The following is a 17,578-nucleotide window of genomic DNA, read 5'->3' on the forward strand; positions in this document are numbered from 1 at the left end:
AACTCGATCCTGTAGGAGCGGCCTTGCGCCGCGAAAGGGCTGCGCAGCGGCCCCAGGTTCTGAGCCACCCTCGACATTGCCGGGGCTGCTGCGCAGCCCTTTCGCGGCACAAGGCCGCTCCTACAGAGAGCAACCGGCAAACAATACCGGCACTGTGCCACTTTTTTATGGCGCCAACCCTCCGTCGTCATCACCCCGTCACAAAATCGCAATAACTTCAGGCCCCGACCTCTCCACTCCCCCTCCGCAGGAAGTTCGCGGCTATGCGCCTGAAGTGGCTGACCAATTTCAACACCCTGTTGCTGGTGACCGTGTGTATCGCCCTGGGCGCGACCCTGTGGTGGTCGCAACGCGCCCTGGAACGTCCCTACCAAATGATGGAGCGCTACCTGGGCCTTTCCCAGCAGTTCCAGAACGACGCCGCGCGCAATATCCAGGCCTACCTGGGCAGCGGCGACGCCCTGCGCCATGCCGCGGCGATGGAGGCCAACAAACAGTTGCAGGCCGCCCTGGCCGAATGGCCGCAGGAGCTGTCGGCCAAGCTGCGCCCGAGCCTCGACAGCCTGCAGGGCTTCACCGCCAACGAACTGCTCGCCGCCGGCAAGCTGGCCGGTGATCCCCAGGCCCTGCTGCTGCAGGCCGAGCGGGAGCTGGGGGCAAACCTCGAGCAACTGGCCAGCTACGCCCATGACAGCGCCAGCAGCGATGCCGGCCGCTACCTGACGCCGCTGCTGGAGGCCTCGCTGCACCTGGGCCGGTTGTCCCTGGCCCGCGACAAGCTGGTCAGCAGCGGCCGCGCCGAACTGGCCGCCGAGGTAGAACGCGAACTGCAACAGATCGCCGCCCAGGCACAGGCCATCGACAGCATGCCGCTGCTGGGGGTGACCCGCGCCGCCGAATCCAACGCCGACGACTTCGCCGCGATGATGGGCCTGGAGTCCCAGGCCAGCAGCCAGCAGGAGGATGTGGCCGTGGGCCTCAAGCGCGAGCTGCACAGCCTGCTCGGCCGCTACCCCGGCGAACTGCAACGCACCCGCGAGCAGATCGAGCGCCGCGCCGCCCTGGCCGCCAGCACCGGCGAGCGCCTGGAGGCGGTGCAGCAGGCCATCGCCGGCCTCGAGCCCGAGGTGCGCGGCCTGCACGCCACCATTGCCGGCGAGGTGCGCCTGATCCAGGGCCTGATGATCGGCCTGATCCTGCTGATCGCCCTGCTGATCGACACCCTGCAGCGCCGCCTGGCACGCACCCTGACCAGCCTGGCGCCAGCACTGTCGCGCTGGGCCGAGGGCGACTTCGCCCAGGCCATCGCCCTGGGCCGCACCAACCGCGAGCTGCACGATATCCAGGAATCGCTGAACCGCCTGCGCCAGTACCTGGTGGAGCTGGTCGGCACCATTCGCCACAACGCCGAACAGGTGGCCGGCAGCAGCCATGCCCTGGCCGGCATGAGCAGCGCCCTGCACGACGGCGCCGAGCGCCAGGCCGGCGACACGGCGCAGATCCGCGACGCCCTGGGTGAGCTGGAGGCGACCATCCAGCAGGTGGCCGGCGATGCCAGCGCCGCCGCCGAGGCCAGCCGCGATGCCGGCCGGGCCGTGGAGCAGGGCCAGACGGTGATCGGCCAGAGCCTGTCCGGCCTGCGTTCGCTGGTCGACGAGGTGCAGGGCAACGCGCGGATGATCGAACAACTGGCGGAAGAATCAGCGACCATCGGCGGTGTGCTCACGGTGATCCGGGCGATTGCCGAGCAGACCAACCTGCTGGCCCTGAATGCCGCCATCGAAGCCGCCCGGGCTGGCGAGATGGGCCGTGGCTTCGCCGTGGTCGCGGACGAAGTGCGCTCGCTGGCCCAGCGCACCACCGGCGCCACCGGCGAGATCCAGGCGTTGATCGACCGCCTGCAGCAGGCCGCCCGCAGTTCGGTGGACGGCATGCGCACTCAGCTGGAGCACGCCGAGGCCACCGCCAACCAGGCGCAGTCGGCCGATGGCGCGCTGGACGCGATCGTCAGCGCCATCCGCACCATTGCCGACACGGCGGTGCGGATCGCCGATGTGACCGCGCAGCAGACCGGCGCGGTGAGCGAGATCCGCGATCACAGCGAGCGGATTCATGAGTTGGGCGAGGACAACTTGCAGCGCATTGGCGAAGGGCGTGAGCAGGGCGAGCAGTTGCTCAAGCTGGGGGGAGAGTTGAATACGGCGGTGCGGGCGTTCCGGCTCTAGCCTCTGCTTGATGGGGCTGCTTTGCAGCCCATCGCGGCACAAGGCCGCTCCTACAGGGTTCGCGCACCTCTGTAGGAGCGGCCTTGTGCCGCGATGGGCCGCAAAGCGGCCCCAATCTCGACCAACTCCGCTATCATGCCGCCACGTTCCACCTCGCGAGTCCGCCATGCGCCGCCTGTTTTTCCTGCTGTTCCTGCTGCTGGCCAGCCCCGTCTTCGCCACGGGCCTGCTCGACAACCGCCCCAGCGCCACCCTCGGCGCCGCCTCCAACAGCGCCGACTTCCTGCCGGTGCACGAAGCCTTCAAGCTCAGCCTGGTCCAGGCCGATGCCCAGACCGTCAAGCTGCGCTTCGTCGCCACCGACGGCTACTACCTCTACCGCCACCGCTTCCAGTTCCGCACCGAGCCCGCGGACATCCGCCTGGGCGCGCCGAACATCCCCAAGGGCGAGGCCAAGCACGACGAGTTCTTCGGCGATGTCGAGGTGTACCACGGCGTGCTCGACATCGAGCTGCCACGCAACGACCCGCGCGCCTTCACCCTGCTGGTGGGCTACCAGGGCTGCGCCGACAAGGGCCTGTGCTATCCGCCGGAAACCGCGCGGCTGAGCATCGACGGCCAAGGCGCCCCGCTGCCGGCAACCGCCGAGCAGGGCTGGACCTGGAAATCGCTGCTGCTGTTCTTCCTCGCCGGGGTCGGCCTGACCTTCACCCCGTGCGTGCTGCCGATGCTGCCGATCCTTTCCGGCGTGGTCCTGCGCGGCCAGGTCGGCGGCCTGCGCGGGCTGTCGCTGTCACTGGCCTACGTGCTGCCGATGGCGGCAAGCTTCGCCGTGCTCGGCGCGCTGATGGGCCTGTTCGGCGCCGGCCTGAACCTGCAGGCGCGCCTGCAATCGGCCTGGGTGCTGGTGCCGTTTGCCGCGTTCTTCGTGCTGTTCGCCCTGGCCATGTTCGGCCTGTTCGACATCAAGCTCCCACAGGCCCTGAGCAGCCGCCTGGACAACCTCGCCCACCGCACCAAAGGTGGCTCGCTGCTCGGCGCGGCGGTGCTCGGCGTGCTCTCCAGCCTGCTGGTCTCGCCCTGCGTGTCGGCGCCGCTGGCCGGCGCCTTGCTGTACATCAGCGCCAGCGGCGACGCCCTGGGCGGCGCGCTGAAACTGTTCGCCCTGGGCCTGGGCATGGGCGCGCCGCTGTTGCTGGTGGCCACCGGCGGCGCGGCCTGGCTGCCGAAGAGCGGGCCATGGATGAACACGGTGAAGAACGCCATCGGCGTGCTGCTGCTGGGCCTGGCCATCGGCCTGCTCAGCCGCGTGCTGCCGGGGCCGGCCACCCTGCTGCTGGTCGGCCTGCTGGCCGCCGGCGTGGCGCTGTTCCTCGGCGCCCTGGAGTTCGTGGTCAAGACCCCACGCCAGCGCCTGGCGCAACTGCTGGGCCTGGCGCTGCTGGTGTACGCCCTGGCCTGCTGGTATGGCGCACTGAGCGGCCAGGGCGACCCGCTGCGCCCGCTGCCACCACCAGTCGCGGCCAGCGGCGTCGCGCCGACCAAGGCCAACGCCTGGCAGACCCTTACCACCCCCGCCGCCCTCGACGCCGCCCTGGCCGAGGCCAAGGCCGCCGGCCAGCCGGTGCTACTCGACTGGTACGCCGACTGGTGCATCAGCTGCAAGGTGATCGAGCACGAAGTGCTCAATGCGCCGCAAGTCCAGCCGCAACTGGGCGCCTTCCGCCTGCTGCGCTTCGATATCACCGAGAGCAACGCCGAACAACGCGCCCTGCTCGACCGCTACCGGCTGTTCGGCCCTCCCGCGCTGATGTTCTTTGCCGCGAACGGCAGCGAAATGACCACCGATCGGGTCATCGGCGAGATAAACGCCGGCGATTTCGCCCAGGTATTGACGCGCGTGCGCGGCCAACTCGGGCTATAACTTCCCGCGTCCAGTGAAAAAACCCCGCAGCGGTGACCAGACTTAATCATCTGGTCACATACTTTGCGCGAATCTCGGACATCGTGCTGGCTATTGCCGGGAACTGGACACTCAGCGCCGCTTGCGGCATAGTCGCCGCGCTATGTCGAATTGCCCTACAAAACCAAGGAATCGCAGATGGCAACCCTACTGGTGCTGCACGGCCCCAACCTGAACCTGCTCGGGACCCGCGAACCGGGCCACTATGGCGCCGCCACCCTGGCCCAGATCAATCAGGACCTGGAGCAGCGCGCCCGCGCCGCCGGCCACCATCTGCAATACCTGCAGAGCAATGCCGAATACGAATTGATCGACCGCATCCATGCCGCGCGCAACGAAGGCGTGGACTTCATCCTGATCAATCCGGCCGCTTTCACCCACACCAGCGTCGCATTACGTGACGCATTGCTCGCGGTGAGCATCCCATTCATCGAAGTGCACCTCTCGAACGTGCACAAGCGTGAACCGTTCCGCCACCACTCCTACTTTTCCGATGTTGCCGTAGGGGTGATCTGCGGTCTCGGTGCCACCGGTTACCGGCTGGCCCTGGAGTCCGCGCTGGAACACCTGGCTGCCAACGCACAGCCCTGATGACACAAGGCCTTGGCCCCTTCGGGCCGAGGCTCATGAAGAAACGTTTTCGACACGTTTTAAAAATACGTCCCCGACCGAACCTTGGGAGTTGATGATTAATGGATATCCGTAAAGTCAAGAAGCTGATCGAACTGCTGGAAGAGTCTGGCATCGACGAACTGGAGATCAAGGAAGGCGAAGAGTCCGTTCGCATCAGCCGTCACAGCAAGACCCCGGCCGGCGCCCAGTACTTCGCCGCCCCGGCCCCGATGGCCGCTCCGGTTGCCGCTGCAGCACCTGTTGCCGCCGCCGCTCCAGCCGCTGAAGCCGCTGCCGCTGCTCCGGCCCTGAAAGGCACCGTGGTTCGCTCGCCAATGGTCGGCACCTTCTACCGCAAGCCTTCGCCAACTTCGCCAAACTACGCCGAAGTCGGCCAGGCCGTGAAGAAAGGCGACACCCTGTGCATCGTCGAAGCCATGAAGATGATGAACCACATCGAATCCGACATCGGCGGTGTGATCGACGCCATCCTCGTGGAAGACGGCCAGCCGGTTGAGTACGACCAGCCGCTGTTCACCATCGTTTGATTCGCGGAGAACCAACGATGTCTGGGAAACTTGAAAAAGTCCTGATCGCCAACCGTGGGGAAATTGCCCTGCGGATCCTGCGTGCCTGCAAAGAGCTGGGCATCAAGACCGTCGCCGTGCACTCCTCGGCCGACCGTGAACTGATGCACCTGGGCCTGGCAGACGAGTCGGTCTGCATCGGCCCTGCATCGTCCAAGGACTCCTACCTGCACATCCCGGCGATCATCGCCGCCGCCGAAGTGACAGGTGCCACCGCCATCCACCCAGGCTACGGCTTCCTCGCGGAAAACGCCGATTTTGCCGAGCAGGTGGAAAATTCCGGCTACATCTTCATCGGCCCGAAAGCCGACACCATTCGCCTGATGGGCGACAAGGTGTCGGCCAAGGACGCGATGATCAAGTCGGGCGTGCCGACCGTGCCGGGCTCCGACGGCCCGCTGCCGGAAGACCCGGAAACCGCGCTGGCGATCGCCCGCGAGGTCGGTTACCCGGTGATCATCAAGGCCGCCGGCGGCGGTGGTGGTCGCGGCATGCGTGTGGTGCACAAGGAAGAAGACCTGATCGAATCGGCCAAGCTGACCCGTACCGAAGCCGGTGCCGCGTTCGGCAACCCGATGGTCTACCTGGAGAAGTTCCTGACCAACCCACGTCACGTGGAAGTCCAGGTACTGTCCGACGGCCAGGGCAACGCCGTGCACCTGGGCGACCGTGACTGCTCGCTGCAGCGCCGTCACCAGAAGGTCCTGGAAGAAGCCCCGGCCCCGGGCATCGACGAGAAGGCCCGTCAGGAAGTCTTCAAGCGTTGCGTCGACGCGTGCATCGAGATCGGCTACCGCGGTGCCGGTACCTTCGAGTTCCTGTACGAGAACGGCCGCTTCTACTTCATCGAGATGAACACCCGCGTCCAGGTCGAGCACCCGGTTTCGGAAATGGTCACCGGCATCGACATCGTCAAGGAGATGCTGAGCATCGCCGCTGGCAACAAGCTGTCGTTCCGCCAGGAAGACGTGGTGATCCGCGGTCACTCGCTGGAGTGCCGGATCAACGCCGAAGACCCGAAGAAGTTCATCCCGAGCCCAGGCAAGGTGAAGCACTTCCACGCCCCGGGCGGCAACGGCGTGCGCGTCGATTCGCACCTGTACAGCGGCTACTCGGTTCCGCCGAACTACGATTCGTTGATCGGCAAGCTGATCACCTACGGCAAGGACCGCGACGAAGCCATGGCGCGCATGCGCAATGCCCTGGACGAGATCGTCGTCGACGGCATCAAGACCAACATCCCGCTGCACCGCGACCTGGTGCGTGATGAAGGTTTCTGCAAAGGCGGCGTCAACATCCACTACCTCGAGCACAAACTGGCCAACCAGGAGTGATCGCGTTAGCGTGATGAAAAAGCCCCGGCCCCGTGCCGGGGCTTTTTATTGCCCTGATGTGCCCTACCCCTCTCGTGTGTAGGAGCGGCCTTGTGCCGCGAAAGGGCCGCAAAGCGGCCCCGCGATCTGTGCCCCGACGCTAATGCCCCGGGCCTGCTGCGCAGCCCTTTCGCGGCACAAGGTCGCTCGTACGGAACAACACGCAACCCAGTGATTTAGCCTGCCCCTGTGGAAGCGGGTTTTACCCGCGAAGAATCCAGCGCGGTGTATGGCACCGGCTCCGCCGGTGTTCGCGGGCAAGCCCGCTCCCACAGAGATAACAGTTCCCTGCTCGACAGAGCAGCCCCAAATGGCTGGGCGATCTCTCATGGCACAAAACATAATTCTTTGATTTGACTGAGGCAGCGTGGGAGCGCGGCCCCCAAGGGCTGGGCGATCGCCTACAGGTATCGCACATGCCTCAGGCCATCACCCCAATGGAACCCCGCGCAAACCCGCACAGTCCACCGATCAGGCCCACCTCCCGAGGCCTCACAAGGAGACTCCCATGAAAGGCACTGCGCTATCCGCCCTGTTCGCGGCCGCCACCCTGCTGGCCTCGCCTGTGTTCGCCGCCGACGACCTGTGCGCCATGAACCTGCAGAAGATCGACGACAGCATGGCCACCGCCGGCGCCACCTCCGAAGGCCTGGACAAGGCCATCACCGAGCATGTGGACCAGGCCAAGGCCGCCCAGGCAAAAGGCGATACCAAGGAATGCATCGCCATCACCAGCAAGGTGCTCGAGCGCCTGGAGAAGACCGAGAAAGGCAGTGGCTCGGCCGGCGGCAGCGGGACCTGAGCCCTGCGCGAATGCGGGCGGTGGAACCATCAGTCGACGCCGCCCGCGTAAGCGCGTATACTCGGCCTTGCGTGCTGAAAAGCGCGTTCAGCTAGAGCTGAGTGTGGGGCCGATTAGGATTCGACGCCGGTAGCGAAACTCTAGGTGCATGCCGAGTTGGTAACAGAACTCGTAAATCCACTGTTGCAACTTTCTATAGTTGCCAATGACGATAACTTCAAGGGCCAAGCTCTCGCTGCTTAATTGCAGCTGACAAGTCCTTCTGGTAGCTTCGGCTCCAGCAATCATCAGGGGATGCCTGTAAACCCGAAATGATTGTCATACAGAACAGGATCGTCGTGCAGCACGTTGGGGGCGAAGCGACTAAAACTTACCCAACTCATCCAAAGCACCCTGCCCGTCGGGCGGCTGCGGATTAAATCAGTAGACACGGCTAAGCATGTAGTACCGACAGCGGAGTACTGGCGGACGGGGGTTCAAATCCCCCCGGCTCCACCAAATGATCAAACAAAGACGTCCACGGACGTCTTTTTTTGTGTCTGTAATTCAGTTAAATCAATGACTTACAGCGCTTTTGAAGGCCATAGAGGTTTTTTGAGTTCCAGACGGTTTGGTATCCCAGGTGGTATCCCGGGCTACCCGGTGCTATTTTTAGGATACCAAAACGGTGCCGGAGGTAGCTCTCATGCCTACTCAAGCAACCCGTCTCTCCGACCGCCAGCTCAAGGCGGTCAAGGCAACTGGTAAAGATTTCGTCCTCAGCGATGGTGACGGCCTACAGCTTCGCGTCAGAGCCAGCGGCTCGATGATGTGGAACTTCAATTACCGTGAACCGTTAACCAGAAGCCGTATCAACATGGCACTCGGTCCTTACCCCGACCTCTCACTAGCCAACGCTCGAAAGAAAGCTGTCGAGGCGCGCGAGCTGCTTGCCTTGGGTATTGATCCCAAGGTCCAACGTGATGAGTTAAGGCAAGCCAAGCTTGCTGAGACTGAGCACACCTTCGAGAAGGTGGCCACCGCTTGGTTCGAGCTGAAAAAAGACTCGGTGACCCCTGCCTACGCCGAGGACATTTGGCGGTCGCTCACGCTGCACGTGTTACCCGATTTGAAGACAACGCCGCTTTCGGAAATCAGCGCCCCGATGGTCATCAAAATCCTCCGCCCAATCGAGGCGAAAGGCAGCCTGGAGACTGTGAAGCGGTTGAGCCAACGACTCAACGAGATCATGACCTATGGGGTGAACGCCGGCCTGATACACGCGAATCCGCTCAATGGAATTCGTGCTGTATTCAAGAAGCCGAAGAAAGAAAACATGGCTGCTCTTCCACCAGAAGAGCTCCCCGAGCTCATGCTGGAAATCGCGAACGCCAGTATCAAACGCACCACCCGATGCCTGATCGAATGGCAGTTGCACACGATGACTCGCCCAGCCGAGGCGGCGACTACTCGCTGGGCAGACATTGATTTTGAAAGGCGTGTCTGGACCATCCCTCCGGAGCGAATGAAAAAGCGCCGCCCACACAGCATCCCGTTGAGTGATCAAGCAGTCGCGCTGCTGCAATCACTAAAAACTCACAGCGGCCATCGCGAATACGTCTTCCCGTCAGACAGAAATCCGCGTACCCACGCCAATAGCCAGACTGCCAACATGGCGTTGAAACGCATGGGGTTCCAGGATCGCCTAGTCAGCCACGGCCTGCGCTCTATGGCCAGCACCATCTTGAATGAGCATGGGTGGGATCCAGAGCTCATCGAAGTCGCACTAGCTCACGTAGACAAGGATGAGGTGCGCAGTGCCTACAACCGAGCCGACTACATCGAGCGCCGGCGTCCGATGATGGCTTGGTGGAGTGAGTACATCCTGAAAGCCGCGACCGGCAACCTGCTCGCCTCAGCATATGGCCAAGTCAGAGACAAGAACGTAGTGCCGATCCGCTGACCCGGCTACAAGCGCAAGCTGACTGTTTTGGCGACAGCGGCGACAACGGCGCTACACGTTGAAATACGTGGGGTACAGAATGGCGACTGGTATAGCGACCGTCGCCAATTCTCCGTTTGCTCTGCGCTTTTCAGGCAAAGCCCCTGAGCATGGGAAGGCTCCGCATTCCCATGCTCAGGGGCTCGCATCAACAAGGCGACAAACGGCCCGTCGTCCACTCACCACCACTCACGGCTACCACTTTCCGCTATCGAATTTTGGCGCAATGAGCAGTGCCTAACTCGATTGACCCAGCCATACCACCGGCGCTAGAAAGAAGCCTCGAAGCGCTGCCGTTGGCAGCACCCAGGTGACCCGAACCTTCGAGGTCACGCCGCTTCATGCGGTGGTTCTCCCAAGGGCGATTAGCATCCGGCAGCTCGCCCGGTCACCTTCCCGGTGATGGGTGCTCTTTAACCTCATGGCCCTCGTGCGCCAGCTACACCGTACTGCGCTGTCCTGCAGCAACCTAATCGCTTGGCCGATTCTTGCGCCAACTTGCGCCCGTCTCTTTTTCCAGAAAAGAGACGGGCGCTCCTGACACTGCTGCAGCCCTGATCGCACATGGCTTTGCGGCAATCCCCCTCGTGACAATCGGCGTGACAAACGCCGATGTCACCAGCAACAGCGCTGTAGATGATGGTGCCGCAGCCCAAGGAATGGACTGCACCTGACTGACAGTCAGGCATGCCCCGGTCATCGCATTGCTGCTTGCTTGTGGCTCAGGATCTCGCGGCGCTGGTCTCGTCAGCCAGTGCAGCCTCCACCCGCCCACCGGTAACGGTGCTCAGGAGGCCAGATCATGAGATGCCCTTGCTCCTGGTCGTAAGGAGCCGCCAGTCCCGCGTCAGTGGACACCCTCACAGGTCGCAGGGGCCTTGATCCCTGATAACACTCAGCATTCTTGGCGGGATGACGTGAGGGATAGATCGGTAATTTATGGAGGAAGGCTATGCAATTGCGCGAAGTACAAGGGCCACCACGCCCCTTGTTGGAACAGCAGAGTACGCCCCTACCCTACCCGGTCGCGGCGCTGGGCGATCTTTTGCGGCCGGCCGTAGAGCGCATGGCCGATGTGATCGGCGTGCCCTGCGCCATGGCCGCGCAATCTGTCCTGGCCACGGCAGCTTTGGCGAGCCAGGCGCACGCCAATGTTCACCTCGACGGCCGATTTTATCCGTTGTCACTGTACTTGCTGACAGTGGCTTGCTCGGGTGATCGCAAAAGCGCGGTGGACCATATTGCGCTGCAGACCGTACGCGACTGGGAAAGACAGCAGTGGATCGCCTATGGCGAACAGCTCAAGGCGCACCGAGCTGCAATGAGCCTCACCGCGAAGTCACCGACCTCGAAAAAGTCAGCACAGCTAGCGCTGGACGCCCAACCTGAGCCTGTCCAACCAAGACTGCTCACTGCTGAGCCAACCATTGAGGGCCTGGTCAAAAGCCTGTGCCATGGTTTGCCGAGCATGGGACTGTTCAGCGATGAAGGCGGCCAGTTTTTGGGCGGCAGCACAATGAGCAAGGACAACATGATCAAGGCAATCACCCAATTGTCGACGCTGTGGGACGGTAGCCCGATTGATCGGTCGCGCGCGATGACTGGAGAAAGTCTGCGTGCCTATGATCGCCGCCTCAGCATGCACTTGATGCTTCAACCCCGCCTGGCAGACCGCTTGCTGCAGGACGCTGATATCAAAGACCAGGGCATCCTGGGACGCTGTCTGATCAGTTGGCCTGAGCGTCTGGTTGGACAACGACTGTACAAAGCCATCGACCTGACCCGAGATCCAAAGGTGCACCTGTACCAACAGCGCATTGCCGCGCTGATGCAGAAGCCTTGGTCACGGCATACAGACGGTGGCCTCACACATGCGGTCATAGAGTTGAGCCCACGCGCCCGTGAAGCATGGATTGCCATTCACGACACCATTGAATGCGAGTCAGGGGAGTTCGGCGAGCTGGTCAACGTCCAAGCTGCAGCGAGCAAAGCCGCCGCGAACGTGCTACGCATGGCTGGTGTGATGGCGGTGGTTGAGGAATCGACTGTATTGGAAGACATGCACATTCAGCGCGCCTCCACGCTGATGGATTACTACCTGGCCGAAAACCAACGCCTGACTGAACAGGAACCACTGAATAAGCTTCGCGCAGAGGCAGATTGCCTGCTGCGCTGGTTGATAAAGAAGAACTGGCCACCGTTTCGCCTCCGCGATATCACGCGCAACGGCCCTCGCTTTGCCCGTAAAAGCACGCGGCACACCTTCGAGTTATTGCTGCAGCTGGTTGCCCATAACTGGCTGGACAATGACGGGGACATATTCGAGGTGCGCCATGTTCCGACTCAATGACGCCGTGCGCCGCTATCGAGCGCAACATCGCTCGCCGACCGAGTTACGGTGTGTTGCCGCCACTGCCACCACTTTGTCGCCACGTGCCAATCCAGATGCGGCGGGGGTTGTCGCCAGTGTCGCCGCTGTCGCCGCTCCAACCTCTGAGTCAACAGACCTCACTCGGCTTATCGAGCAGTTGCAAGAAGAAGGGGCTTTGCTGCAACGCAGCGAAAATACCCTGCTCATCCGTCCAGCACACTGGGGACAATTGGACAGCGTCAGCGCTCACTGGAAAGCCCTGCTGCTGCACCTACAAACCAACGATCATGGTGAAGACAATGGCGCTGGTCGGTCGGCGTGACGGTCGCAACTTTGGCTATGGTCGCCAACTGAGCTATGCCGGGCGGCAGGCACTCGAGGATATGTTCGCCGGTGGACACTTCGCCACCGTCAAAGCGCATAGCGATCGCTGGCAAGCCTTCGTGCGCTGGTGCCGGTCAGAGGACGGCCCCGGTTGCAACGATGCGCGCCAGATTGATCGACAGACACTGCAAGACTACGCCGCATACCTACTCCAGCAGATCCAGCAAGGCGAACTGTGCATCGCCACCGCGCAAAACCGCCTGAGTAGCGTCAACCGCACCCTAGCTGCGCTGCGCGGTGATCAAGATGTGAGAATCGTCAGCCCGAGCCAGGCGCTGAGACAGCAGCGCTCCAACATACGCACTCGAGCACCAGATGGCCAAGACCATCAACAAGTACAGCGAGTGCTTCATACGCTTGCCGAGCAGCAACACGAGCGAGTAGCGGCCATTGTCATACTGGCCCGCGCAACGGGTATGCGTCTGCGTGAAGCTATCCTGGCGGATCTGCCACGCCTGCAACGCGAAGCCATGCACTTAGGCCGCATCAATATTCAGGACGGTACCAAAGGCGGCCGCTCAGGGGCATCTGCGCCACGTTGGATCATCGCCACTGAACAAGTTAACGCGGCGCTCCAATTTGCGCGTGATGTGTCGCCGCCCCTAAGCCGCAACTTGCTAGACCGCGACGAAAGCTACGCCGCATTTCTGCATCAGACCGTGCTCCAAGCCCGCGAAATGCTGCATGAACACGGGCTGAAGGGGCTCCATGAACTGCGCGCGGCTTACGCCTGCGAGCGTTATGAGCAACTCACGGGCCACGCCGCACCAGTCAATGGCGGTCACTGCTATCGCATTAACCGCGACCTTGATCAACAGGCGCGCCAACAGATCAGCCTTGAGCTCGGACATAACCGGATCGATGTGGTCTCGACCTACATTGGAGGTCGAACGTGACCAAGCCCTTCAATATGGCGCTGTTCCTGAGCGGCGTATTAATTGGCTCGAAGGCCACTCAGCAACGCCACCTACGGCAAGCACGAGTCATGCAAGTGGCTATCCAACAGCGATGGCAACGAGACAACCCGTGGACTTGGCAGCTCAAGCACGTGCATTGGTTTCTAGTCCATCATTTAGCTTTGCACTCGCCTGCTTCGAAGTACTACTATCGGCTGACCGTGCTCTTGATTTTAAAGCAAATGGGGAGGGACTGGTCTTCAGTTGCACTTGGACAAGCGAAATCGAAAGACATCGTTTTAAACGTCGTCAGATCAAACGTTAAGCCTGGGCAGAAATCTTGATCATTAAAGACTGTCAAGCATTATGCATGAAGTCCCTCTTATCCGCCAGTATACCGAATGCCTAATGAGCCCTGCGTTAAATCCACAAATTTTCCAGAATGCTTCTGGTATACGTCGAACGTGGGCGAGAGTTTCATCGGATGCACAGCCCAACTAAAAGATGCCACAACCAGTCATAATAGCGATGCTAATTCATCCGCCGGGCCAAAAATTTTGTTGACCTGCCGAACTCTCGATAAAACCTTTAATAACGTTATCCTTTAGAACTCAATAGTTATCTTGCCGATCAATTCGAAATCCGCCTCCATTACCTTCGTCCGCCCCAGCTTTTGGATACTTGCAACACAAGTTGAGTAGGCCTTTACGAGCGAGTGGCGCATCGCTACCATTCTTACTGCAAAGCTCAATTTATTTGGAAAAGGAAAATCTATGTCTGTAACGAGACCAGGCAAGGTTCTTCGATGTGCCGGCTGCGGCAAAACTGGGGCTGAAAAACAAGGAGCAAATAATTGGAAAATGTGTGATGAATGCTACACGCCTTACTGCATTCAGTGTTTCCAATCAGTTCGTAGGAGCTCAACTCATTGCACGGACCATAGCCCTTGGGGTAGGTGGCTAACCGGTAGCGGAACTTTTGCGACGATGACTTTCAAATAAGTCGAGACAGGGCAGGGCTCGATCCAATCGAGTCCTGCCCTGTCAACATTTATAACGCTTTTGGCACAGTTCGTATATCTTCGCCAAAACTGGAACGTAAGCTACGACAGAATTGCGGCAAAAAATCTTCACTGAAGCCCACCGAGCTAAAGTTTACAACCATGCCTCGCAAAGCGTTTCCGCCTGGTTGAGGATCAGCTGGGCAGCTTCCTCGGCCTGATCCGGCGGGTACTTGTACTTGCGCAAAATCCGCCGCACCAGGATGCGCAGTTTGGCTCTCACGCTTTCACGACTGTTCCAATCGACACTGACATTAGCCCGCAGACTGGCAGTCAACTCGTGGGCGATTTTGGCCAAGACCTCATCGCCCAGCTCGCGCACTGATGCCTCGTTGTTGGCCAAGGCATCGTAGAACGCCAGTTCGTCATCGTTGAGCCCCAAGGCATCGCCACGCTGACTTGCGGCGGCGAACTTCTTGGCCATTTCGATTAATTCTTCAATGACCTGAGCGGTTTCGATCGAGCGATTTTGGTAGCGTTTGATCACATTGGCCAATAGCTCAGAGAATTTCTTCTCCTGGGCCAGGTTGGTGCTGTAGCGGCTTTTGATCTCACCTTCAAGCAAGCGCTCCAAAAGCTCCACTGCCAGATTCTTCTCCGGCAGGTTGCGCACTTCGGCGAGAAACGCATCATCGAGCAGGCCGATGTTAGGCTTGTCCAAGCCTACCGCGTCAAAGATGTCCACCACCTCACCGGAGACCACCGCATTGCCGATGATCTGGCGGATGGCCAATTCACGTTCTTCGTCAGTCTTTTTCTGCTGACTGACTTCACGCTTGATCAGGATCACCTTGATTGCCTGGAAGAACGCCACTTCCTCGCGGACGGCCTTGGCTTCATCCAGGGTGCAGCACAGGGTAAACGCCTTGCTCATGGCCAGTGCGTTGTCGGCAAAACGCTTCTTGCCGTCTTCCAGGCCCAACACATGGTTGGCGGCTCCAGCCAGCAGCTTGTGCCCGCCTGTGAGAAAATCGCTGTAGTCGAAGCCATGCAGCAGGCTACGCAGGACGTCCAGCTTCTCCTCCAGCACCGAGTAGGCCTCATGGGCATCCACGGTAGGACGGCCCTTGCCCTTGCTGCCGGTGTATTCCTTGAGGGCAGCTTTCAGCTCATTGGCGATGCCGATGTAATCCACCACCAAGCCGCCCTGCTTGTCCTTGAAAACGCGGTTTACCCGGGCGATCGCCTGCATCAGGTTGTGGCCCTTCATCGGTTTGTCCACGTACAGGGTGTGAACGCACGGCGCGTCGAAGCCGGTCAGCCACATGTCACGAACGATCACCAACTTGAGCGGGTCGAGGGGGTCCTTGAAGCGTTTTTCCAAGCGCTTCTTGAGCTGGCCAGAATAGATGTGCGGCCGTAGCAAGGCCTTGTCCGAGGCGCTGCCGGTCATGATGATCTTGATCGCGCCTTTCTCAGGGTCTTCGTCGTGCCACTCCGGACGCAAGGCGACAATCTCGTTGTACAGGTGCACACAGATCTTGCGGCTCATGGCCACCACCATGGCTTTGCCGGGCATCTGCCCCACACTCACCATGCCCTGATTCCGTTCCTCGAAATGCTTGACCAGGTCTGCGGCCACACTTTGTACACGTGGTTCTGCACCTACCACTCGTTCCAGAGCGGCCCAACGGCTTCTCAGCCTGGCCTGCTGGTCGTCCTCCTCATCCTCGGCCAGCTCATCGACCTGATCGTCAATCGCCGGCAGCTCACTTTCCTTCAAGGACAGCTTGGCCAGACGCGACTCGTAGTAGATGGCAACGGTCGCACCGTCTTCAGTGGCCTGCTGCATGTCGTAGACGTGGATGTATTCACCGAACACCGAACGGGTGTCGCGGTCTTCGCTGGATACCGGGGTGCCGGTAAAGGCCACGAAGGTAGCATTTGGCAGCGCATCGCGCAGATGCTGGGCATAGCCCACCTGATAACGGGTCTGACTGCCGCCGGGCTGTGCCCCTTCCGAGGTTTTCAGCTCGGCGCCAAAACCATACTGGGTACGGTGTGCTTCGTCGGCAATGACCACGATGTTCCGGCGATCGGACAGTACCGGGAAGGTGTCTTCGTCCGCACCTGGCATGAATTTCTGGATGGTGGCGAAGACAATGCCGCCGCTCGGCCGATTGTTCAGTTTGCGGCGCAAGTCACCGCGAGACTCCACCTGGACAGGCTGTTCGCGCAGCAGATCCTGGGACAGTGAGAATACCCCGAACAACTGGCCGTCCAAGTCATTGCGGTCGGTAATCACCACGATGGTCGGATTTTCCATTGCCGCTTCCTGCATCACCCGGGCGGCGAAGCAGGTCATGGTGATGCTCTTGCCTGAACCCTGGGTGTGCCAGACCACTCCGCCTTTGTGGCTGCCGCCGGGGCGCGAGGCGCAAACTACCTGGCCAATTGCGGCGCGCACGGCGTGAAACTGGTGGTAGCCAGCAATCTTCTTCACCAGCCGGCCGTCATCCTCGAACAGTACGAAGTAGCGCAGGTAATCAAGCAGCATCGGCGGGGCCAAGGCACCGCGCACCAGGGTCTCCAGTTCGTTGAACTGACCCAACGGATCAAGAGCCTGACCGTCAATGGTGCGCCAGTTCATGAACCGCTCGGCGTCGGCGGACATGGAGCCCATCCGCGCTTCGCTACCGTCAGAAATCACCAGGATTTCGTTGTACTGGAACAGATCCGCAATCTGCTCCTTGTAGGTCTGGATCTGATCAAAGGCTTTGCCGAGGTCAGCCTTCACATCCGCCGGATTCTTAAGTTCCAGCAGCACCAATGGCAGGCCGTTGACAAATAGGATGATGTCCGGACGCCGGGTATGTTTCGGCCCCTGGATGCTGAACTGGTTGACGGCCAGCCAATCGTTGGCCTTCACCTCGACCCAGTCGATCAGGCGCACGAAGTCGCCACGGGTTTCACCGTCCTTTTGATACTGCACCGGCACGCCACTGACCAACAGGCGATGGAACAAGCAGTTGGCCGACAGCTGAACCGGCAGGCCCAGCTCTTGTACCTGCTTGAGGGCATCCTCCCGTGCGGCAAGCGGCACTGTGGGGTTGAGCTTGGCGATGGCGCTACGCAAGCGCTCAATCAGGAGCACTTGGCGGTAATTATCACGTTCCGGGTTCTCGCCGTCATAGGCGATAGTCGGGCCATACACATGGCGGTAGCCCACCTCTGCCAGCCAGCCGAGGGTTTCCTGTTCCAATTGGTCTTCGGTCATTCCACTTCACTTCCTGTGTCCCACTCCCCAGCCACCTCCGTCCCGATCTCGACAATGCTCGGCAGGTTGCGGCCCAAGGGTTCGGGCAATACGTGTAAGAGTTGGTA

At 61.0% G+C, this 17,578-nt stretch carries 12 protein-coding genes and 1 other RNA gene; 12 read left to right on the forward strand and 1 reads right to left on the reverse strand.

The annotated features are described in order from the left end of the window. The first annotated feature begins 479 nt into the window (after positions 1-479). The 12 genes from PRtIB026_RS26235 (at position 480) to PRtIB026_RS26290 (ending at position 13,538) form a co-directional block, all read left to right on the forward strand. Entirely contained in the window at positions 480-2,225 is a 1,746-nt protein-coding gene (locus PRtIB026_RS26235; protein WP_420713675.1) for a methyl-accepting chemotaxis protein, read from the forward strand. Positions 2,226-2,391: 166 nt separating this feature from the next. Beyond that, positions 2,392-4,149: a protein-disulfide reductase DsbD gene (locus tag PRtIB026_RS26240; RefSeq protein ID WP_203650312.1), complete on the forward strand. Its 1,758-nt coding sequence runs from the start codon at positions 2,392-2,394 to the stop codon at positions 4,147-4,149. A gap of 177 nt (positions 4,150-4,326) precedes the next feature. Continuing rightward, a complete protein-coding gene (aroQ, locus tag PRtIB026_RS26245) occupies positions 4,327-4,779 on the forward strand; it encodes a type II 3-dehydroquinate dehydratase (protein ID WP_011535870.1) in 453 nt (150 codons plus the stop codon). Between the two features lie 101 nt (positions 4,780-4,880). Beyond that, positions 4,881-5,348 (forward strand): acetyl-CoA carboxylase biotin carboxyl carrier protein, encoded by a 468-nt coding sequence (gene accB / locus PRtIB026_RS26250; RefSeq protein WP_203650309.1) that lies wholly within the window; start codon positions 4,881-4,883, stop codon positions 5,346-5,348. 17 nt (positions 5,349-5,365) lie between these two features. Beyond that, a complete protein-coding gene (accC, locus tag PRtIB026_RS26255) occupies positions 5,366-6,721 on the forward strand; it encodes an acetyl-CoA carboxylase biotin carboxylase subunit (RefSeq protein WP_203650307.1) in 1,356 nt (451 codons plus the stop codon). Between the two features lie 547 nt (positions 6,722-7,268). Further along, complete coding sequence (locus PRtIB026_RS26260) at positions 7,269-7,562, forward strand: hypothetical protein (protein WP_023631557.1); 294 nt, start codon at positions 7,269-7,271, stop codon at positions 7,560-7,562. A 105-nt stretch (positions 7,563-7,667) separates the two neighbouring features. After that, positions 7,668-8,060, forward strand: a transfer-messenger RNA (tmRNA) gene (gene ssrA / locus PRtIB026_RS26265). Positions 8,061-8,247: 187 nt separating this feature from the next. Then, entirely contained in the window at positions 8,248-9,504 is a 1,257-nt protein-coding gene (locus tag PRtIB026_RS26270) for an integrase domain-containing protein (RefSeq protein WP_203650298.1), read from the forward strand. A gap of 991 nt (positions 9,505-10,495) precedes the next feature. After that, positions 10,496-11,893 (forward strand): YfjI family protein, encoded by a 1,398-nt coding sequence (locus tag PRtIB026_RS26275; RefSeq protein ID WP_203650288.1) that lies wholly within the window; start codon positions 10,496-10,498, stop codon positions 11,891-11,893. Continuing rightward, positions 11,877-12,236, forward strand: coding sequence for a hypothetical protein (locus PRtIB026_RS26280; protein WP_203650286.1), 360 nt, complete (start codon positions 11,877-11,879; stop codon positions 12,234-12,236). Before PRtIB026_RS26275 ends, PRtIB026_RS26280 begins: the two co-directional genes overlap by 17 nt. Beyond that, on the forward strand, positions 12,214-13,194 hold the full coding sequence (locus PRtIB026_RS26285; RefSeq protein ID WP_203650283.1) for an integrase domain-containing protein: 981 nt from the start codon (positions 12,214-12,216) through the stop codon (positions 13,192-13,194). The genes PRtIB026_RS26280 and PRtIB026_RS26285 overlap by 23 nt, the downstream gene beginning before the upstream one ends. Continuing rightward, the gene (locus PRtIB026_RS26290) at positions 13,191-13,538 is read left to right on the forward strand and encodes a hypothetical protein (protein ID WP_244670955.1); all 348 of its coding nucleotides are present in this window, start codon (positions 13,191-13,193) and stop codon (positions 13,536-13,538) included. Before PRtIB026_RS26285 ends, PRtIB026_RS26290 begins: the two co-directional genes overlap by 4 nt. A gap of 810 nt (positions 13,539-14,348) precedes the next feature. Here PRtIB026_RS26290 and PRtIB026_RS26295 read toward each other — a convergent pair. Then, entirely contained in the window at positions 14,349-17,471 is a 3,123-nt protein-coding gene (locus tag PRtIB026_RS26295; RefSeq protein ID WP_203650281.1) for a type I restriction endonuclease subunit R, read from the reverse strand. Positions 17,472-17,578: the final 107 nt, after the last annotated feature.

Source organism: Pseudomonas sp. RtIB026 (assembly GCF_016861355.2).
Classification (GTDB): domain Bacteria; phylum Pseudomonadota; class Gammaproteobacteria; order Pseudomonadales; family Pseudomonadaceae; genus Aquipseudomonas; species Aquipseudomonas peradeniyensis.